Annotated in this window: 3 protein-coding genes and 2 pseudogenes; all 5 read left to right on the top strand. The window is 72.3% G+C overall.

What is annotated here, in order from left to right; genetic code table 11:
* Positions 1 to 12 precede the first annotated feature (12 nt).
* The 5 genes and pseudogenes from E0L36_RS17490 to E0L36_RS17505 all read left to right on the top strand — a co-directional run bounded on the left by E0L36_RS17490 (position 13) and on the right by E0L36_RS17505 (position 22,166).
* Positions 13 to 4,779, top strand: coding sequence for a type I polyketide synthase (locus E0L36_RS17490; protein WP_374705552.1), 4,767 nt, complete (start codon positions 13 to 15; stop codon positions 4,777 to 4,779).
* 80 nt (positions 4,780 to 4,859) lie between these two features.
* Positions 4,860 to 9,560, top strand: coding sequence for an SDR family NAD(P)-dependent oxidoreductase (locus E0L36_RS17495; RefSeq protein ID WP_308416794.1), 4,701 nt, complete (start codon positions 4,860 to 4,862; stop codon positions 9,558 to 9,560).
* 32 nt (positions 9,561 to 9,592) lie between these two features.
* Positions 9,593 to 17,176 (top strand): annotated as a pseudogene (locus E0L36_RS27755) (type I polyketide synthase); the annotation flags it as partial.
* 348 nt (positions 17,177 to 17,524) lie between these two features.
* Positions 17,525 to 20,647, top strand: a pseudogene (locus E0L36_RS28520) (SDR family NAD(P)-dependent oxidoreductase); the annotation flags it as partial.
* Positions 20,648 to 20,705: 58 nt separating this feature from the next.
* The gene (locus E0L36_RS17505) at positions 20,706 to 22,166 is read left to right on the top strand and encodes an MDR family MFS transporter (RefSeq protein WP_308416795.1); all 1,461 of its coding nucleotides are present in this window, start codon (positions 20,706 to 20,708) and stop codon (positions 22,164 to 22,166) included.
* Positions 22,167 to 22,288 lie beyond the last annotated feature (122 nt).

Below are 22,288 nucleotides of genomic sequence, written 5' to 3' on the forward strand. Positions count from 1 at the left end.
CTGCGGACCTCGCTGAAGGAGACCGAGCGGCTGCGTGAGCAGAACCTGCGGCTGACCGACGCCGACCGCGAGCCGGTGGCCGTGGTCGCGATGGGGTGCCGCTTTCCGGGCGGAGTGGGTTCCCCGCGGGAGCTGTGGGAACTGGTCGCCGAGGGCCGGGACGCGATCGTGCCGTTCCCCCAGGACCGCGGCTGGGACCTGGCCGCGCTCTACGACGAGAATCCCGACCGGGCCGGTTCGTCCTACGTCCGCGAGGGCGGCTTCCTCACCGACGTGGCCGGGTTCGACGCGGAGTTCTTCGGTATCTCCCCGCGTGAGGCGCTGGCCATGGACCCGCAGCAGCGGCTCCTCCTGGAGACCAGCTGGGAGACGCTGGAGTCCGCCGGGATCGACCCCCGGAGCCTGCGCGACAGCGACACCGGTGTCTTCGTCGGCTCTAACGGGGCGGACTACGGAACGGTGCTCGTCGGCGGCCCCGAGGAGACCGACGGCTATCTCGCCACCGGCAACGCCACCAGCGTGCTCTCCGGCCGGATCTCCTACAGCCTCGGGTTCGAGGGACCGGCCGTCACTGTCGACACGGCCTGCTCCTCGTCCCTCGTCGCCCTGCACCTCGCCGCCCAGTCCCTGCGGCGGGAGGAGTGCGCCCTCGCCCTGGCCGGCGGGGTGACCGTGCTGGCGGCGCCCACCGTCTTCACCGAGTTCTCCCGGCAGCGCGGACTCGCCCGGGACGGCCGCTGCAAGTCCTTCGCGGCGTCCGCGGATGGTACGGGTTGGGGCGAGGGGGTCGGGATGGTGCTCCTGGAACGTCTCTCGGACGCGCGGCGTAACGGTCACCGGGTGCTCGCGGTCCTGCGTGGTTCGGCGGTCAACCAGGATGGTGCCTCCAACGGGCTGACCGCGCCCAACGGGCCCAGCCAGCAGCGGGTCATCGGGGCGGCCCTCGCGGCGGCGCGCCTGACCCCGGCCGAGGTCGACATGGTCGAGGCGCACGGTACGGGGACCAGGCTGGGTGACCCGATCGAGGCGCAGGCGCTCCTCGCTACCTACGGTCAACAGCGGCCGGAGGGGCGGCCGTTGTGGCTCGGTTCGGTGAAGTCCAACATCGGCCACACCCAGGCCGCCGCCGGAGTCGCCGGCGTGATCAAGGCGGTGATGGCGTTGCGGCACGGCGTACTCCCGGCGAGCCTGCACATCGACGTCCCCAGCGATCAGGTCGACTGGTCAGCCGGCGCGGTGCGACTCCTCACCGAGACCCGCCCCTGGCCGCGCGGGGACCGCCCGCGCCGCGCCGCGGTCTCCTCGTTCGGCATGAGCGGCACCAACGCGCACCTCGTGCTGGAGGAGAGCGACGAGGAGGACACCGACCCGGAGCGCGCGGCACCCGGCGCCCCGGCCCGGGACACCTCCGCGCTGGGCGGTCCCGTGCCACCCGTGTGGCTGCTCTCCGCCAGGTCAGCGGCCGCGCTGCGCGGTCAGGCCCGCGCGCTGCTCGCGCACCTGGAGGCCCACCCGGACGCGGACCCGCTGGCCGTGGCGCGCGCCCTGGCCACCACCCGCTCCTCCTTCGCTCACCGGGCCGCGGTCGTCGGCACCGAACAGACCGTGCTCCAGGACGCGTTGCGCGCCCTCGTCACGGACGAGCCGCACCCCGCGCTGGTCAGCGGCGCCGCCCAGGACAGCCCGCCGGTGGTGTTTGTGTTTCCGGGGCAGGGGGCGCAGTGGGTGGGGATGGCGTTGGAGTTGGCGGCGGTGTCGTCGGTGTTTGCGGGTCGGTTGGCTGAGTGTGGGCGTGCGTTGGAGTTGTTTGTGGGGTGGCGGTTGGAGGATGTGTTGGGTGATGAGGTGGCGTTGGGGCGGGTGGATGTGGTGCAGCCGGTGTTGTGGGCGGTGATGGTGGCGTTGGCTGAGGTGTGGCGTTCGGTGGGGGTGGTGCCGTGGGCGGTGGTGGGGCATTCGCAGGGGGAGATTGCGGCGGCTGTGGTGAGTGGTGCGTTGAGTGTGGTGGATGGTGCGCGGGTGGTGGTGTTGCGGTCGCGTGTGTTGGCGGGGTTGTCGGGGTTGGGGGGGATGGTGGTGTTGCCGTTGTCGGTGGGGGAGGTTGGTGGGTTGTTGGGTGGGGGGTTGGAGTTGGCTGCGGTGAATGGTCCGCGTTCGGTGGTGGTTTCGGGTGGGTGGGGTGTGTTGGAGGAGGTGTGTGCGGGGGTGGAGGGTGCGCGGTGGGTTTCGGTGGATTATGCGTCGCATTCGTCGCAGGTGGAGTGTGTGGAGGGTGAGTTGGTGGGGTTGTTGGGGGATGTGTGTCCGGGTGTTGGGGGGGTGCCGTTGTGGTCGACGGTGACGGGTGGGTGGGTGGAGGGTGGGGAGTTGGATGGTGGTTATTGGTATCGGAATGTGCGGGAGACGGTGCGTTTTGGGGAGGCTGTTGAGGAGTTGGGTGGGCGGGGGTGTGTGTTTGTTGAGGTGAGTCCGCATCCGGTGTTGGTTCCGGGGGTGGGGTTTCCGGGGGTGGGTTCGTTGCGTCGTGGTGAGGGTGGGTTGGGTCGTTTTTTGGTGTCGGTTGCTGAGGCTCATTGTCTTGGGGTGGTTGTTGACTGGGCTGGGGTGTTGCCGGAGGCGGTCCCCACTGACCTGCCCACCTACGCCTTCCAACACCAGCGCTACTGGCCGCGTCCCAAGCCCGCACCCAGCGCCGACCCGGTCGACGCCGCCTTCTGGAGCGCGGTCGAGCACGCCGACGTCGAGGCGCTCACCACCCAGCTCGGCGCCGAGACGGCCGATGCCCTGGAAGACGCCCTTCCGGCCCTCGCCACCTGGCGCCGCGCTCGTCGCGACCAGGCGGACCTGGACTCCTGGCGGTACCGCGTCGGCTGGACCCGGCTGCCGGACGCCGCCCCCGCCGTGCTGTCGGGCCGCTGGCTCCTGGTCACCGAAGAGCGGGGAGCGGAAGAGCGGGCGGAGACCGGCCACGCGGCCCGGGCGGAGGCCGTCGGCGCGGCGCTCGTGGCCGCCGGAGCCGAGGTCGTGCGCGGCTCAGTCGAAGAGGCGGCCGCCCGTGCCCTCGCCGAAGGCTCGCGGCTGACCGGTGTGGTCGCACTGGTCTCCTCGGCTACGGCGGTGCTCGGGCTCGTCCAGGAGCTGGGCGAGCCCGAACACCCCGTACCGCTGTGGTGCCTGACTCACCGCGCCGTGACGGTGGGGGACGGCGACACGCCGCCCGACCCCCACACGGCGCAGATCTGGGGGCTGGGCCGGGTGGTCGCCCTCGAACGGGCCCAGAACTGGGGCGGGTTGATGGATCTTCCGGAAACCGTGGACGGCGCGGCCGCTGCTCAGGTGGTCCGGGTCCTCGGCGCGGCGGACGGGGAGGACCAGGTGGCCGTCCGGGACGGTGCCGCTTTCGGGCGAAGGCTGCGTCGCGCGGCGCCCGTCCCGTCGGGTTTGGTGGGGTCGTGGGGGGTTGGTGGGTTGTCGGTGTTGGTGACGGGGGGTACGGGTGGGTTGGGTGTGGGGGTTGCGCGGTGGTTGGCTGGTCGGGGTGTGGGGCGTTTGGTGTTGGTGAGTCGTGGGGGTTGGGGTGGGGTGGGTGTGGGTGAGTTGGTGGGGGAGTTGGGTGGGTTGGGGGTTGAGGTGGTGGTGGTGGCTTGTGATGTGTCTGATCGTGGGGCTGTGGGGTGGTTGTTGCGGGAGTATTCGGTGTCGGCTGTGTTTCATGTGGCGGGTGTGGTGGATGACGGGGTGGTGGGGTCGTTGAGTGGGGAGCGGTTGGGTGGTGTGTTGGGTGCGAAGGCGGTGGGTGCGGATCATTTGGATTCTGTGGCGCGGGAGTTGGGTGTGGTGTGGGAGGAGTTTGTGGTGTTCTCGTCTTTTGCGGGGACGGTGGGTGGTGCGGGGCAGGGGAGTTATGCGGCGGCGAACGCGCATGTGGACGCGTTGGTTGAGCGTCGTCGTGCTGAGGGGTTGGCGGCCACGTCGGTGGCCTGGGGCCCCTGGGCCGAGCGGGGACTGGCCACCGGTGCGGCCGCCGCCGACCGGATGTCCCGCGGAGGCATGAGCGCCATGGCCCCCGCCCTCGCCTTCACCGCGCTGGAGCAGGCACTCCTCGCGGAGGAGACGCATCTGGTGGTCGCCGACGTGGACTGGCGGCGCTTCGGCGACTCCTTCCTGACCGGCCGACCGAGCCCCCTGCTCTCCGAACTCCCGGAAATCCAGGCGAGTGTGGCCGAGCGGGGGACGCCGGACGGGGAACCGTCCGGCGGTCTGCGCGCTTCCCTGCGGGATCGCCCCGCCGCCGAGCAGCGCGCGACCCTGCTGGGACTGGTGCGCGCCCAGGCCGCCGCCGTACTCGGCCATGACTCGCCCGCCTCCGTGATGGACACGCGGGCCTTCCGGGAGGCCGGTTTCGACTCACTCACCGCGGTCGAGCTCCGCAACCGCCTCGCCGCCGCCACCGGCCTCACCCTGCCCGCCACGCTCGTCTTCGACCACCCCACTCCGGTCGCGCTCGCGGAGTGGCTGCACGCCGAACTCGGCGACCCGGAGACCGGCGACTCCGCCGAGAGCGACCTCGACCAGCTCGAACGCGCCCTGGATACGCTGAAGCCGGGCAGCGCCACCCACACGCGGGTGATGCTGCGTATGCAGGCCCTGGTGGCCCGCTGGCGTGACGACACCCCCGTCGCGGAACCCGAAGCCGCCGAAGAGGGCGACGAGTTCGGAGCCGCCTCGGACGACGACGAACTCTTCGGGCTCATCGGAGAGAAGTTCGGCATCTCATGACCGGCACCGGCGTCCCGCCGAGCACCCGGACGGCCGCAACCCGCCCCGCACCCCGCATCAGCCCGAACGAGGAGGCCCCCGTGTCCAACGAAGACAAGCTCCGCCACTTCCTCAAGCGGGTCTCCGCCGAGCTGGAACAGACCCAGGAGCGGCTGCGCGAGAACGAGGCCAGGGACAGCGAGCCCATCGCCGTGGTCGCCATGGGCTGCCGTTTCCCTGGCGGCGCCGACACCCCCGAGGCGCTGTGGGAACTGCTGCTCTCCGGCGGGGACGCGATCACCGGCTTCCCCACCGACCGTGACTGGGACCTCGACACCCTCCTCGGGCCAGACTCGCCGGGTGCCTCGCACGCCCGCGAGGCCGGATTCCTGCATGACGTTGGCGAGTTCGACGCCGCCTTCTTCGGTATCTCACCGCGCGAGGCGCTCGCCCTCGACCCGCAGCAGCGTCTCCTCCTGGAGATCTCCTGGGAGGCCCTGGAACGTGGCGCGATCGACCCGGGCAGCCTGCGCGGCAGCCGCACCGGCGTCTTCGTCGGCACGAACGGACAGGACTACGCACCGGTCGCCGTGGACTCGCCGGACGACCTCGGCGGCCACATCATGACCGGCAACGCGGCCAGCGTGCTCTCCGGGCGGCTCTCGTACGTGCACGGGTTCGAGGGACCGTCGGTCACCGTGGACACCGCCTGCTCGGCGTCGCTGGTCGCGCTGCACCTCGCCTGCCAGTCACTGCGCCAGCGCGAGTGCGGGCTCGCGCTGGCCGGTGGCGCCACCGTGATGGCGATGCCCACCCTCTTCACCGAGTTCTCCCGGCAGGGCGGTCTGGCCGCCGACGGCCGCTGCAAGGCCTTCGCCGCCGCGGCGGACGGCACCGGCTGGGGCGAGGGCGCGGGCGTGCTGCTGCTCGAACGGCTCTCGGACGCGCGAGTCAACGGCCACGAGATCCTGGCAGTCATCCGGGGCTCGGCGGTCAACCAGGACGGCACCTCCAACGGCATCACCGCACCCAGCGGACCGGCCCAGCAGCGCGTCATCGAACAGGCCCTCAGCAGCGCCCGGTTGACACCCGCGCAGGTGGACGCGGTCGAGGCGCACGGTACGGGGACCAGGCTGGGTGACCCGATCGAGGCTCAGGCGCTCCTCGCGACCTACGGTCAACAGCGGCCGGAGGAGCGGCCGTTGTGGCTCGGTTCGGTGAAGTCCAACATCGGCCACACCCAGGCCGCCGCCGGAGTCGCCGGAGTCATCAAGATGATCCTGGCCCTGCGGGCCGGAGTGCTGCCCAGGACCCTCCACGTGGACGCCCCCACCGACCAGGTCGACTGGTCGCCGGGCACCGTGCGGCTGCTCACCCGTACCACCCCCTGGCCGGAGACCGGTGAACCCCGTCGCGCCGGTGTCTCCGCCTTCGGCGTCAGCGGCACCAACGCTCACCTCGTCCTGGAACAGGCCCCCGGCGAGGAGCGGGCGGCCACACCGGCTCCCGGACCCGACCGTGCCTTCCCGGTCCTGCTCTCCGCCCGCGACGAGGCCGGACTGCGCGCCAGTGCCACCGCCCTCCGTGTGCATCTCGACGCCCACCCCGGCACTCCGCTGTCGGACCTGGCACTCTCCTCGGCCACCACGCGTGCCGCCCTGGAACACCGGGCTTCCCTCACGGTCGCCGACCACCCGGATCTGGTACGCGGCCTCACCGTCCTCGCGGAGGGCGGCGCCTACCCGGGCCTCGCGCGAGGCAGCCTGAACGCGGCACCGGACGCCGGGGGCACCGCGTTCCTGTTCTCGGGGCAGGGGTCGCAACGGTTGGGTATGGGGCGGGAGTTGTATGGGGCGTTTCCGGTGTTCGCGGCTGTGTTCGATGAGGTGTGTGGGGAGTTGGATGGTCATCTGGGTGGGTCGGTGCGGGGTGTGGTGTTTGGTGATGACGCTGTGTTGTTGGGGCGGACGGTGTGGGCGCAGGCGGGGTTGTTCGCGGTGGAGGTGGCGTTGTTCCGGTTGTTGGAGTCGTGGGGTGTGCGGCCGGACTACCTGCTGGGTCATTCGATTGGTGAGGTGGCGGCGGCTTGTGTGGCGGGGGTGTTCTCGTTGCCGGACGCGGCTCGACTCGTCGCCGCGCGGGGTCGGTTGATGGATGCGTTGCCTGGGGGTGGGGCGATGGTGGCGGTGGGGGCCTCGTGCGAGGTCGTCGTGGGCCTGTTGTCGGGGTATGAGGGTCGGGTTGAGGTGGCGGCGGTGAATGGTCCGGCGTCGGTGGTGGTGTCGGGCGAGGCGGACGCGGTGGCGCGGATCGCTGACACGGCCCGTGAGGCCGGTCATCGGACCAAGCAGTTGGAGGTGAGCCACGCGTTCCACTCCCCGCGCATGGAGCCCATGCTCGCCGAGTTCGCCGAAGTGCTGGGGACGTTGGAGTTCCGCGAGCCGCGGATCCCGGTCGTCTCCAACGTCACCGGCGAACTCGCGGCCCCGGACGAACTCCGCGATCCTGCGTACTGGGCCCGCCACGTCCGCCAGCCGGTCCTCTTCCTGGAGGGCGTCCGTACCCTCGCCGCGCGGGGCGTGACCCGATACGTCGAACTGGGCCCCGACGCCGTCCTGACCGCCGCCGCCCAGGACTGCCTTCCCGGGGCCGACGGCGACGTGACCGCGCCGCCCCTGTTCACCGCCCTGCTTCGCCGTGACCGCCCCGCCGACCGGACGCTCGCCGCCGCGCTCGGCCAGCTCTGGTGCCGCGGCGTGGTCCCCGACTGGCAAGCGGTGTACGAGGGTTCGGAGGCCCGGCGCGTCGCGCTGCCGACCTACCCGTTCCAGCGGGAGCGGTACTGGGCGCGCGGCGCCGCCGGAACCCGTCCCGGCGCGCTCTCCACCGGCATGCAGTACCGCACCACCTGGCACCTCCTCCCCACGCCCACCGGGCGTGACCTCACGGGAACCTGGCTGGTCGTGGGGACGGACCCGGGAACCGCCGGCGCCGCTCTGGCGGCCCGGGGCGCCACGGTACGCACCCTTCCGGCCGTCGGCGAGGACACCTCCCGAGGCGAACTGGCTGCCAGCATCCGTCAGTTGACCCCTCTCGCCGGTGTGCTCCACCTCCCGGCACCGGCCGGTGAGTCCGGCGCCGCCGGAGCGCTGGTCCTGCACCAGGCGCTCGGCGACGCCGGGGTTGCCGCGCCCCTGTGGTGCGCGACACGCGGAGCCGTGGCCACCGGAGACGGGAACAGGATCACCGCGCCCGAGCAGGCGCAGGTGTGGGGGCTCGGCCGGGCCGCCGCGCTGGAGACTCCCGACCGCTGGGGCGGACTTGTCGACCTGCCGCCGGGGCAGCTGGACACCGCGGGGGCCGAACGCCTCGCCGTCCTGCTCGCCGACCCGGGTGACGAGGACCAACTGGCCCTCCGGGACACCGGGTTGTACGGCCGTCGGCTGGAACGCGTGGAGCGCGCGACGGCCCCCACGAAGCGCTGGCGTCCCGAGGGCACGGTCCTGATCACCGGCGGCACCGGCGCCCTCGGCGGCCACCTCGCCCGGCACCTGGCTGGCCGGGGCGTCGGCCATCTGCTGCTGCTCAGCCGCCGGGGCCCCGACGCCCCGGGCGCCGAGAGACTCGCCGAGGAACTCACCGCCACGGGAGCGCGGGTCACCGTGACCGCCTGTGACGTGGCCGACTCCGACCAGCTGGCCGCCGTGCTGGCCCACGTACCGGAGGAGTTCCCGCTGACGGCGGTCGTGCACACGGCGGGGGTGCTCGACGACGGTGTGCTGGACGCACTGACCCCACGACGGCTCGCGGCCGTCTCGCGCCCCAAGGCGGAGGCCGCCGCGAACCTCGCCCGGCACACCCGCGACGCCGGGCTCTCCGCGTTCGTCCTCTACTCCTCCTTCGCTGGCGCGGTGGGCGGCGCGGGCCAGGGCAACTACGCGGCCGCCAACGCCCATCTCGACGCGCTCGCCGAGCAGTTGAGGGCCGAAGGAGTGCCCGCCACCGCACTCGCCTGGGGTGCCTGGGATGGCGGCGGCATGGCGGCCGACGAGGCCGCGGTCAGTGAGCGTCTCGACCGGCACGGAGTGCGCCCCATGAGCCCGGAGCGTGCCCTGGACGGACTCCAGCAGGCGCTGGACCACGGGGACGCCTGCCTGGCGGTGGCCGATATCGACTGGTCACGGTTCGGCCGCGGGCTCACCGCCGTCCGGCTGAGCGCGCTGCTGTCCACGCTCCCCGAGGCCGACGCGCGCACCGCCGCGGCACCCGCCGCCACGGCGGCCCCCGCCTATGCCGAACTCCCCGCCCTGGAACGCGCCGAGGCCCTGCTCGACCTCGTCCGCGATCGGGCGGCGAACGTGCTCGGGCACGGTACGGCGGAACGGGTCGAGGACCAACGCCCCTTCCGAGACCTGGGGTTCGACTCCCTGATGGCGGTAGACCTGCGGAACGCGCTCGGTGCGGCGACCGGCCTCACCCTGGACTCGACGGTGGTCTTCGACCACCCGAGCCCACGAGCGCTCGCCGCCCATCTGGACACCGTCCTCGGCGGCACCGCGGCCACCCGCGTCCTCGCCAGCCTGGACCGTCTCCAGAGCGCGCTGCCCGACCTGGACCCGGACGACGCGGTGCGCGCCGAGGCCGCCGACCGGCTGGAGGCCCTGCTCGCGACGCTCCGCGCCGACCGCCCGGACTCCGCCGGCAGCCCCACCTCGGAAGGCAGCCAACCCCCGGCGAACACCGAGGACCTCTCCGCCGACGACCTGTTCGCCTACATCGACGAGAAGTACGGAACCCGCTGATGAGCAACGAGACGAGCAACGAGCAGAAGCTCCTGGCCTATCTCAAGCGGGTCACCGCTGACCTCGACGAGGCCAACCGGCGACTGCGGGAGAGCGAGGACCGGGGCCACGAGCCTGTCGCGGTCGTCGGGTTGGGCTGCCGGTTCGGGGGCGGGGTGCGTTCGGCAGCGCAGTACTGGCGGTTGCTCACCGAGGGCCGGGACGCGGTGGGCGCCTTCCCCGAGGACCGTGGCTGGGACCTGGACGCGCTCTTCGACCCGGACCCGGACCGCCCCGGTACCTGCTACGTCCGCGAGGGCGGATTCCTCGACGGGGCCGCCGAGTTCGACCCCGGGTTCTTCGGCATCTCGCCGCGCGAGGCGCGCGCGATGGACCCCCAGCAGCGGGTGCTGCTCGAAGTCGCCTGGGAGACCGTGGAGAGCGCCGGTCTCGACCCGGCCGCGCTGCGCGAGAGCCGCACCGGCGTCTTCATGGGCACCAACGGTCAGGACTACGGCAGTCTCTTCGACGGCCAGATCGGGGAGGAGAGCGCCGAGGGCTACATCGGCACCGGCAACGCGGCGAGCGTCCTGTCCGGCCGCCTGTCCTACGTCCTGGGCCTCGAAGGCCCGGCCGTCACCGTGGACACCGCCTGCTCCTCGTCGCTGGTCTCCCTGCACCTGGCCGCCGAGGCGCTGCGCCGCTCCGAGTGCGCCCTCGCGCTGGCCGGCGGCGTCACCGTGATGTCCACCCCGAGGGTGTTCACCGAGTTCTCCCGCCAGCGAGGTCTCGCCGCGAACGGCCGCTGCAAGGCCTTCGCCGAAGCCGCGGACGGTACGGGGTGGGGCGAGGGCGTCGGCGTGCTGCTGCTCGAACGGCTCTCGGACGCGCGAGCCAACGGCCACGAGATCCTGGCCGTCATCCGGGGTTCGGCGGTCAACCAGGACGGCGCCTCCAACGGGCTGACCGCGCCCAACGGGCCCGCCCAGCAGCGGGTCATCCGGCAGGCCCTCGCCCAGGCCCGACTCGCCCCGGACGCGGTGGACGCGGTCGAGGCGCACGGCACCGGCACAGTCCTCGGCGATCCCATCGAGGCCAAGGCGCTCCTCGCGGCGTACGGCCAACGGCGGGACGCCGAGCGGCCGTTGTGGCTCGGTTCGGTGAAGTCGAACCTCGGCCACACCCAGGCCGCCGCCGGGGTCGCCGGAGTCATCAAGATGATCCTGGCCCTGCGTCACGGCACCCTGCCGCGCACCCTGCACATCGACAGGCCCACTCCGCACGTCGACTGGTCCGCCGGAACCGTCCGCCTCCTCACCGAGAGCCAGCCCTGGCCCGCGCACGGCGGCGAACCGCGCCGCGCCGGTGTCTCCGCCTTCGGCGTCAGCGGTACCAACGCCCACCTGATCCTCGAACAGGCCCCCGACAGCCCGGAGATGGCTGAATCCGGGGAGACCGGTTCGCACGCTCCGCCGGTACTGCCCTGGATCCTCTCCGCGAAGACCCCGGAGGCCCTGACCGCCCGTGCCGCCACCCTCGCGGCACACATCACGGAGCGGCCCGAACTCAGCGCGGTCGACGTCGCCCACTCGCTGACCCTGTCCCCCCAACTCCCGTACCGGGCCGCCGTCCTCGGCGGCTCCCGCGCCGAACTCCTGGCCGCCCTCGCTGAACCGCCCGCCGCGCGGGAGAACGGTGCGGCGGGACGCACCGCGTTCCTGTTCTCGGGGCAGGGGTCGCAACGGTTGGGTATGGGGCGGGAGTTGCATGGGGCGTTTCCGGTGTTCGCGGCTGTGTTCGATGAGGTGTGTGGGGAGTTGGATGGTCACCTCGGGGGGTCGGTGCGGGGTGTGGTGTTCGGTGATGACGCGGGGCTGCTGGCGCGGACGGTGTGGGCGCAGGCGGGTTTGTTCGCGGTGGAGGTGGCGTTGTTCCGGTTGTTGGAGTCGTGGGGTGTGCGGCCGGACTACCTGCTGGGGCATTCCATAGGTGAGGTGGCGGCGGCTTGTGTGGCGGGGGTGTTCTCGTTGCCGGACGCGGCTCGACTCGTCGCCGCGCGGGGTCGGTTGATGGATGCGTTGCCTGGGGGTGGGGCGATGGTGGCGGTGGGGGCCTCGTGCGAGGTCGTCGTGGGCCTGTTGTCGGGGTATGAGGGTCGGGTTGAGGTGGCGGCGGTGAATGGTCCGGCGTCGGTGGTGGTGTCGGGCGAGGCGGACGCGGTGGCGCGGATCGCTGACACGGCCCGTGAGGCCGGTCATCGGACCAAGCAGCTGGAGGTGAGCCACGCGTTCCACTCCCCGCGCATGGAGCCCATGCTCGCCGAACTCGGCGCCGTGGTCGGTGAACTGACCCTGTCCGAACCACGCATACCGATCGTCTCGAACGTGACCGGCGCGCTGGCCACTCCGGGCGAACTGACACGCCCGTCGTACTGGCTGCGGCACGTCCGCCGCCCCGTCCAGTTCCTCGACGGCGTACGCACCCTGGCCACGGAGAACGTCTGCCGGTACGTCGAACTGGGCCCCGATGCCGTCCTGACCGCCGCCGCCCAGGACTGCCTCCCGCCGGTCAACGACGGGATAGCCCAACACCCCCTGTTCACGGCGATGTTGCGCCGAGACCAGGGCGAACCGGACCGTGCCGTGGGCGCCCTCGCCGAACTGTACGTACACGGCGTCCGGCCCGAGTGGGGCGCGCTGTTCACGGGCCGCCGGGTGGAGCTGCCGACGTATCCCTTCGCCCGCGAACGGTACTGGCAGGAGACGGCGCGAAGCGGCGACGTCACGGCCGCGGGGCTGCGTGGGGCGGAACATCCGCTCCTCGGGGCGCTGGTGACACTCGCCGAGGAGGACAGGACACTGTTCACCGGGCGGCTGTCCCTGCGCACCCACCCCTGGCTGGCCGACCACGCCGTGCGGGGCAGCGTGTTCGTACCGGGCACCGCCCTCGTGGAACTCGCCGTGCGCGCCGGGGACGAGACCGGCTGCGGCGTCCTGGAGGAACTCACCATCGAGGCACCGCTGGTGCTCCCTGAACGGGGTGAGGTGCGGATCCAGCTGTCCGTGGGCGGCGCCGACGCGGACGGTGGGCGGGAACTCTCCCTCCACTCCCGGCGCGGTGAGGAGCCGTGGACGCGCCACGCCGCCGGGCGCCTCGCCCCGGGGCAGGCCGAGCCGGACACGGACCCGGCTGGCGACCTGGCGGAGTGGCCGCCACCGGGCGCCGAGGAGATCCCGGTGGACGGACTGTACGAGCACCTCGCCGCCACCGGCTTCGGCTACGGTCCCGCGTTCCAGGGACTCAGGGCCGTCTGGCGGCGAGGCACGGAGGTGTTCGCCGAGGTCCGGCTGCCCCCCGCGCAGGAGGAGACGGCGGGACGGTTCGGGCTGCACCCGGCGCTGCTGGACGCGGCGCTGCACGCCCTGGGCCCCGGCGAGTTCGTCACTGACAACCGGCCCAGCCTGCCGTTCAGTTGGACGGGCGTACGGCTGCACGCCTCCGGCGCCTCGGCGCTTCGGGTGCGCGTCTCCGCGGCCGGGACCGACGCGGTGGCACTGGAGGCGGCCGACCCGGCGGGCACGCCGGTCGCCTCGGTGACGAGACTGGCGCTGCGACCGGTGACCGGTGTCGAGCCGGTCCGGCGTCACGACGACGCGCTGTTCCGGGTCGACTGGACCGAACTCCCCCCGCCACAGCGGCGTTCGGACGAGGTAGCGGTCGTGCGCTCGGTCACCGACCTCGCCGCGCTGGCCGCACGGGACGAGGTCCCGGCGGCCGTCCACGTCCCGCTGTCCTCCACCGGGGACCCGAGCGGGGTGTACCAGACGGTGCACGGGGTGCTGGAACTGCTCCAGGCGTGGAACGCCGATGAGCGGTTCGCCGGATCGCGGTTGGTGTGCGTCACCGAGGGCGCGCTGGCGGCACGGCCCGGCGAAGCGGTTCCGGACCCGGAGACGTCCGCGGTGTGGGGGCTGGTGCGCTCGGCGCAGGCAGAGAACCCCGGCGCCTTCCAACTGGTGGACATGGACGCGGAGTCGGCGCCCCTGCTGGACGCGGTGACCCACCTGGACGAACCTCAGCTGGCGCTGCGCGCGGGACGGCTCCTCGCCCCGCGGCTCGCCCGCACGGCCCCCGTCCCGACCGCCTCCTCGGCGGCTGGCCGCGACGAAGCTGGCACCGCCGCTCCCGTGGCCTTCGACCCCCGGGGCACCGTCCTGATCACCGGCGGCACCGGCGGTCTCGGCGCCCTCCTGGCGCGACACCTGGTAGCCAAGCACGGTGTGCGGCACGTGCTGCTGGCCGGACGGCGCGGTACCCGGGCACCGGGCGCGGCCGAACTCGCCGCCGCGATCCGGGAACTGGGCGGCACGGCGCACATCGAGAACTGCGACGTCAGCGACCGCGAAGCACTCGCCCGCCTGCTGGCCGACATACCCGCCGACCGGCCACTGACCGCGGTGGTGCACGCGGCGGGCGTGCTCGACGACGGGGTGATCGGCTCACTCACCCCAGAGCGGATCAGCACCGTGCTGCGGCCCAAACTGGACGCGGCCCGTCATCTGCACGAGCTGACCCGGCGGACGGAGCTGTCCGCCTTCGTCCTGTTCTCCTCGGCCTCCGGGGTCTTCGGCGCCCCGGGGCAGGGGAGCTACGCGGCCGGCAACGCCGCCCTGGACGCGCTGGCCCAGCACCGCCACGCTCTCGGACTGCCCGCGGTGTCGCTGGCCTGGGGACTGTGGTCGGAAGGCATGGGAGCCAGACTCGGTGGCCGTGACCTGGACAGGGTCACCGGCTCCGGCCTCACCACCCTCGACGCCGAGGAAGGTCTGGCGCTCTTCGACCACGCGCTCCACCTGGACGAGCCGCTCCTCCTGCCGGCCCCGCTGGACCTGCGGCCCTCGGCGGGTCCCGTTCCGCCACTGCTCCGCGGACTCCTGCGCGGCCCGGCACGCCGCGCCGCCGCCACCGGACCCCGCTCCGCCGGGACGGAGTGGAGCGAAGAGCGGCTGGCCGACGTGCTGCGCACCCGCGTCGCCGCCGTTCTGGGCCACGGCGACGGAGCGTCCCTCGCCATGGACAGCCCCTTCACCGACCTCGGCCTCGACTCGCTCGCCGCGGTGGAACTCCGCAACGGCCTGGCCACCGAGACCGGGCTCCGCCTGTCCGCCACCCTCATCTTCGACCACCCCACCCCCGCGGCCCTCCTCGCCCACCTGGTCGGGGAGCTCGTCGGCGACCACGCCGACGCACCCGAGACCGCTGCCGCGGTGCGTTCCGCCGACGCGGACGATCCGGTGGTCATCGTCGGCATGGCCTGCCGCTACCCGGGCGGGGTGCGTTCCCCCGAGGACCTGTGGGAGCTGCTCACCGAGGGCCGCGACGGCATCGCCGCCTTCCCCACCGACCGCGGCTGGGACCTGGACTCGCTCTTCGACGCGGACCCGGAAACCGCTGGCGGCTCGTACGTCCGCGAGGGCGGATTCCTCTACGACGCGGCCGAGTTCGACGCCGGGTTCTTCGGCATCTCACCGCATGAGGCGCTCGCCATGGACCCGCAGCAGCGGCTCCTTCTGGAGACCGCCTGGCAGACCGTCGAACGCGCCGGGATCGACCCCACCTCACTACGCGGCAGCGGCACCGGAGTGTTCGCGGGCGTGATGTACCACGACTACGCCGGCGGCCTCGGTGAGGTACCCGAGGGCGTCGACGGATACCTGAGCACCGGTAACGCGGGCAGTGTGCTCTCCGGGCGGATCGCCTACACGCTCGGCCTGGAGGGGCCCGCCGTCACCGTCGACACCGCCTGCTCCTCCTCACTGGTCACCCTGCATCTGGCGGCGCAGGCACTGCGCCAGGGCGAGTGCTCCCTGGCACTCGCGGGCGGAGCCACCGTGATGGCCACGCCGACCACGTTCGTGGAGTTCTCGCTACAGCGCGGACTCGCCGCCGATGGCCGCTGCAAGTCTTTCGCGGCGTCCGCGGATGGTACGGGTTGGGGTGAGGGGGTTGGGATGGTGCTCCTGGAACGTCTCTCGGACGCGCGGCGTAATGGTCACCGGGTGCTCGCGGTCCTGCGTGGTTCGGCGGTCAACCAGGATGGTGCCTCCAACGGGCTGACCGCGCCCAACGGGCCCAGCCAGCAGCGGGTCATCCGGCAGGCCCTCGCCCAGGCGGGTATCGGCGCCGACGGAGTCGACGCGGTCGAGGCGCACGGTACGGGGACCAGGCTGGGTGACCCGATCGAGGCTCAGGCGCTCCTCGCTACCTACGGTCAACAGCGGCCGGAGGGGCGGCCGTTGTGGCTCGGTTCGGTGAAGTCCAACATCGGCCACACCCAGGCCGCCGCCGGGGTCGGCGGTGTCATCAAGACGGTACTGGCGCTGCGGCACGGCGTGCTGCCCCGCACCCTGCACGTGGACGAGCCCACCCCACACGTCGACTGGTCCTCGGGCGGGGTCGCGCTCCTCACCGAGGAACAGCCCTGGCCCCAGACCGGCCGGCCGCGCCGGGCCGCCGTCTCCGCCTTCGGCATCAGCGGCACCAACGCCCATGTGGTCCTTGAACAGGCCCCCTCACCACTCCCGGCGGTTGACGACGAGACGGCCGACACCCCGGCTGACGCGCCGGAGGCCGTGCCCTGGCTGCTCTCCGCCCCTACCCGTACCGCGCTGCGGGCCCAGGCCCAGGCGCTTCTCTCGTACGCCGAGGCGCGGCCGGAACTCGACCCCGTCAGCGTCGGACGTTCGCTGGCGCTGACCCGCTCCTCTTTCGCACAGCGGGCGGCCGTCACCGGCACCGACCGGGACGCGCTGCTGACCGGGCTCGCCGCGCTCGCCAGGGGAGAGGACGCCGAGAACCTGGTGCGGCAGACGGCCCGTCCCGACGCGCCGGTGGTGTTTGTGTTTCCGGGGCAGGGGGCGCAGTGGGTGGGGATGGCGTTGGAGTTGGCGGCGGTGTCGTCGGTGTTTGCGGGTCGGTTGGCTGAGTGTGGGCGTGCGTTGGAGTTGTTTGTGGGGTGGCGGTTGGAGGATGTGTTGGGTGATGAGGTGGCGTTGGGGCGGGTGGATGTGGTGCAGCCGGTGTTGTGGGCGGTGATGGTGGCGTTGGCTGAGGTGTGGCGTTCGGTGGGGGTGGTGCCGTGGGCGGTGGTGGGGCATTCGCAGGGGGAGATTGCGGCGGCTGTGGTGAGTGGTGCGTTGAGTGTGGTGGATGGTGCGCGGGTGGTGGTGTTGCGGTCGCGTGTGTTGGCGGGGTTGTCGGGGTTGGGGGGGATGGTGGTGTTGCCGTTGTCGGTGGGGGAGGTTGGTGGGTTGTTGGGTGGGGGGTTGGAGTTGGCTGCGGTGAATGGTCCGCGTTCGGTGGTGGTTTCGGGTGGGTGGGGTGTGTTGGAGGAGGTGTGTGCGGGGGTGGAGGGTGCGCGGTGGGTTTCGGTGGATTATGCGTCGCATTCGTCGCAGGTGGAGTGTGTGGAGGGTGAGTTGGTGGGGTTGTTGGGGGATGTGTGTCCGGGTGTTGGGGGGGTGCCGTTGTGGTCGACGGTGACGGGTGGGTGGGTGGAGGGTGGGGAGTTGGATGGTGGTTATTGGTATCGGAATGTGCGGGAGACGGTGCGTTTTGGGGAGGCTGTTGAGGAGTTGGGTGGGCGGGGGTGTGTGTTTGTTGAGGTGAGTCCGCATCCGGTGTTGGTTCCGGGGGTGGGGTTTCCGGGGGTGGGTTCGTTGCGTCGTGGTGAGGGTGGGTTGGGTCGTTTTTTGGTGTCGGTTGCTGAGGCTCATTGTCTTGGGGTGGTTGTTGACTGGGCTGGGGTGTTGCCGGAGGTGGCTCCCACTGACCTGCCCACCTACGCCTTCCAACGCGAGCGCTACTGGCTGCGCTCCGTGGCCACGGCCGCAGGTGTCGGCGCGTCCGGGGCCGAACCGGTCGGGCATCCGCTGTGGGACACCGCGTTTCCCCTGGCCGGTACCGCTGCCGTGGTGTTCAACGGCCGGCTCTCGCAGCGCACCCACCCGTGGCTGGCCGAGCACGCGGTGGGCGGCACTCCGCTCCTCCCGGGCACGGCCTTCCTGGACCTGGCGCTGACAGCCGGGCGTCACCTCGACACCCCGTACGTGGCCGAGCTCACCGTGGAGGCACCGTTGCCACTGCCGTCCACCGGTGCGGTGGTGATCCAGGCGGAGGCCGGGCCGCCGGAACCCTCCGGTGTCCGGCGGCTGACCGTGTACTCCCGCTCCGTCGGCAGTACCGACGAACCCTGGACCCGGCACGCCTCCGGAGTCCTCTCCCCGCAGACACCAGCCCCGGCGCCGGAACGGCACGAGTGGCCGCCCCGGGACGCCGAACCGCTCGAACTCGCCGGCTTCTACCCGGCGCTCGCCGACACCGGCCTCGGCTACGGCCCCGCCTTCCAGAGGCTCAGCGCGGCCTGGCGGCGCGGCGAGGAGGTATTCGCCGAGGTGCGTCTGGAGGGTGCACGGCAGGAGGCCGGACACTTCCGCGTACACCCCGCGCTGCTCGACTCCGCGCTGCACGCCATCGGGCTCGGCGCCTTCTTCGACGACGGCGCAGTCCGGCTGCCGTTCTCGTGGAACGGGGTCAGCCTCCACACGGCGGACGCCTCGGTGCTGCGGGTCCGGATCGCCGCGGCGGGCGCCGACGCCGTCGCGCTCACCGCCCATGACGGAACCGGCGCCCCCGTCATGACCGTCGACAGTCTGGTACTGCGCCCTCTGGCTGCGGGTCACCTTCCTGCCAGCCAGGACCTGTTCCGTGTGGACTGGCAGGCCGTGCGGGTCACGGCCGGTGCCGGTACCGAGGATCGGACGCCCGTGTGCCCGGTCGAGGTGGACGGTACCTCCGCCGTGCGCGACGCTCTCGACGCCGCGCTCCACGGGGTGCGAGAGGCCATCGAGGCGCCGTCGGGCCCGGTGACCGTCTTCGTGACCCGGGGTGCCCAGGCCGCCACCGCCGGGGAGGCGCCGGACCCGGCTGCGGCGGCCGTGTGGGGCATGGTGCGTTCCGCGCAGTCCGAGCATCCCGGCCGCTTCCAGCTGGTGGACCTCGAACCCGGGGACACCGACGGGATCACGGAGGAGTCACTGGCCGTGCTGGCCGGAATGGGTGAGCCACAGCTCGCGGTGCGATCAGACGATGCGCTGGCGCCCCGGCTGGTTCGGGTGACCACCCACGGAACTGATGAACCGCCGTGGCCCCGAGAGGAGTTCGGCCCTGAGGGCACGGTGCTGATCACCGGTGGTTTGGGAACGCTGGGACGTGCCGTGGCGCGGCGTCTGGTCACGGCGCACGGCGTGCGGCACCTGCTGTTGGTCGGTCGCAGCGGCGCGGCACCCGGCACCACCGCCGATCTGTCCGCCGAGCTGGAGGAGTTGGGCGCGGCCTCGGTGCGTACCGCCGTCTGCGACGTCGCGGACCGGGCGGCGCTCGCCGCACTGCTGGACACGGTGCCCCAGCAGGCTCCGCTGCGCGGAGTGGTGCACGCGGCCGGCGTCCTGGACGACGGAGTGGTGCACACCCTGACTCCCGAGCGGTTGACCGCGGTCCTGCGGCCAAAGGTGGACGCGGCACGTCATCTGCACGAGCTGACACGGGAGTTGAACCTCACCGCCTTCGTCCTGTTCTCCTCCGCCTCCGGGCTGCTCGGCGCCCCCGGGCAGGCCGCCTACGCCGCGGCCAACGGCTATCTGGACGCTCTGGCCGCCACCCGCCGCGCGGCCGGGCTGCCCGGACTCTCGCTGGTGTGGGGGTTGTGGGCCCAACGCAGCGGAATGACCGCGGGGCTGGACGCCGAGAAGACGGGAGCCGTCGCGCTCGGCGGCGTCCGGCCCCTGGACACCGACGAGGCGCTGGCCCTCTTCGACGCCGCCCTGAACCAGCCGGACCCGCTCATCGTCCCCCTGGGGCTCGATCTGCCCGCGCTGCGCGCCCGCGCCCGGGAGGAGGAACTACCGCCGCCGCTACGGCAGTTGGTGCCCACCCTCCGCCGCGGCCCCGAGGTCACCGCGGACACGAACACCGATCCACTCGCCCTGGTCCGCGCTCACACGGCCGCGGTGCTCGGCCACGCCTCCGGCGACCAGGTCGACCCGGACCGGAGATTCCTGGAGTTGGGCTTCGACTCACTGACCTCGGTCCGGTTGCGGAACCGACTGGTCACCGCCACCGGGCTACAGCTGACCGCGACCGCCGTCTTCGACCATCCGACCCCGGCCCGGCTCGCGGTCCACCTCGCACAGCGCCTGGACGACGAGCGTCAGCCGGAGGGCGAACAACCAGAGCGGGAGCAGGGCCTGTTGGCCGCGCTCTACCGGCAGGCATGTCAGGACGGCAAGGTCGACGAGGCCACCGGGGTGCTGATCGCCGCGGCCCGGTTGCGGCCGGTCTTCACCGAAGGATCTGACCGCCCCCCGCTGGCGCCGGTGCGACTGACGGAAGGAGGCAGGGGGCCGGTGCTGGTGGCTCTGCCGTCGCTGACCGCGATGTCGAGCCCCGACCAGTACGCTCGCGTGGGCTCGGCGTTGCGCGGGCGGCGCAGCCTGTCGGTGGTGCCACTGCCCGGCTTCCTGGAGGGGGAGGAACTGCCCGCGAACGTAAGCGCGTTGACGGAGCTGGCGGCGGCCTCGGCCCTGGCTGCGGCAGAGGGCGAGCCCTTCGTACTGCTGGCCTACTCCTCGGGGGGATGGGCGGCGCAGGAGGTGGCCGCGTTCCTGGAACGGCGAGGTTCCCCCGCCCGGGGCCTGGTACTGCTCGACACCTACCTGCCCGGCGAGGCCGCCGATCCGGCGTTCCGTGGCGGGATGGTGCGGGCGATGTTCGACCGGGACCGGGAGTTCGGCTGGTCCACGGACATCCGACTCACCGCCATGGGGGGCTACTTCGGGATCTTCCACGGTTGGACCCCCCAACCGAGCACGGTGCCCACCCTCCAGGTACGCGCGGGACAGGCGCTGGCCGGTGACGTGAAGCCGGAGTGGCCGGCTCCACACGACCAACGCGAGGTACCCGGTGACCACTTCACCATGCTGGAGGACGGTGCGGTGACCACGGCCGGAGCGGTCGACGACTGGCTGCGCGACCTGGACGGAACGCGGTGAACCAGGCACCGGAGGACACGAACCCGGCAGCAGTGCCGAAGGGGACGGGACACCGACTGTGAGCGTCAGGCAAGAAGACAGTTCCGAAGCGGATCAGCGGACCGGGCTCGGGCCCACGGTGCGCCGCGCGGCCACCGTGGTGATCCTCGGCTCGACGATGTCCTTCCTGGACGCCACCATCGTCAACGTCGCACTCAGGACTCTCGCCGCCGACCTGCGGACCTCGCTGGACGCCATCCAGTGGGTGGTCACCGCCTATCTCCTCGCCGTCGCTGCGGTGATCCCCATATCCGGCTGGGCCGCCCGCCGTTTCGGGGCCCGCCGCACCTTCGTCGCCGCGGTCGTACTGTTCACCGTCGCCTCGGCGCTGTGCGCGCTGGCTCAGAGTTCCGGCCAGCTGATCGCGTTCCGGGCGCTCCAGGGTATCGGCGGCGGACTGATCATGCCGGTCGGTCAGATCATCCTGGCCCGGGCGGCCGGTCCGGCCCGTCTGCCGCGGGTGATGGCGGTGGTCGGGGTGCCGGTCGTACTCGCCCCGGTCTTCGGCCCGTTCGCCGGAGGGGTGCTCCTCGACTGGGCCCAGTGGCAATGGATCTTCCTGATCAATCTGCCGGTGGGCGCCGCCGCCGCGTTGGCCTCCCTGCGCCTGTTGAGCCGCGACGAACCGCAGGCATCCGCTCCGCTCGACCTGCCCGGACTCGTCTCGGTCTGCGTCAGCATGGTGGCCCTCACCTACGGGCTCGGCGAGATGGGCCGGGACCCCTCCGCCACCGCGGTGCTCGCCCTTGTCGCCGGGGTGTCCCTGCTCGGCGTCTTCGTCGCGCACAGCCTGCGGGCGGCGCACCCGCTCTTCGACATCCGCCTCTATCGCGACCAGGTCTTCCGCGCCGCCTCACTCAGCTCGTTCTTACTGTCGATGGGCATGTACGCGGGCATGGTGCTGATGCCGCTCTTCTTCCAGAGCGTGCACGACACGGACGACCTGACCACCGCCGCCCTGCTCGTCCCCTCCAGCGCGGGCGCCGCGATCGCGACCCAGCTGTCGGGGCGGGCGACGGAACGGTTCGGCGGCGGGCGCACGGTCTTCTACGGTGCCCTGCTCGGGGTGGCCGGCGGAGTGCCCTTCGTACTGATCGGCGCGAACACCCCGTATCCGGTGATCGCCACGGCCATGCTGATCTCCGGCGCCGGGGCCGGACTCTCCGTCATGCCGGCCATGACCACCGCCTTCCGCGCCCTGTCCCCGGACCAGATCGGCCATGCCGCGCCACAGCTCAACATGGTGCAACGGCTTGGCGGTTCGATCGCCACCGCCGTGCTGGTGGCGGTGCTACAGAACGGCATGGACAGCCACGAGCCCACTCAGGCCGGCACGATGTCCGCGTTCACAGTGACCTTCGGCTGGGTGCTGGGCGCGGCAGTGCTCGCCGCCTGGACTGCGCTTGTCCTCGCACGAGCACAGCGACGGGAACCGCCGCGTGTGGATGCCCCGGCACCGGCGCCGCAGTCGCGTGCCTGATCAGTGACCGCGCGGCGCGAAGAGTTCGCTTGGCTGTCATCGGGTAACGCACCGGTGACTTCGATGACAGCCCTGCCGCGACCACACCACGCCCACCCCGGGTAATGACAATCACCTGATCC

Origin of the sequence: Streptomyces sp. AJS327 (assembly GCF_013450295.1) — a bacterium.
Classification (GTDB): Bacteria; Actinomycetota; Actinomycetes; order Streptomycetales; family Streptomycetaceae; genus Streptomyces.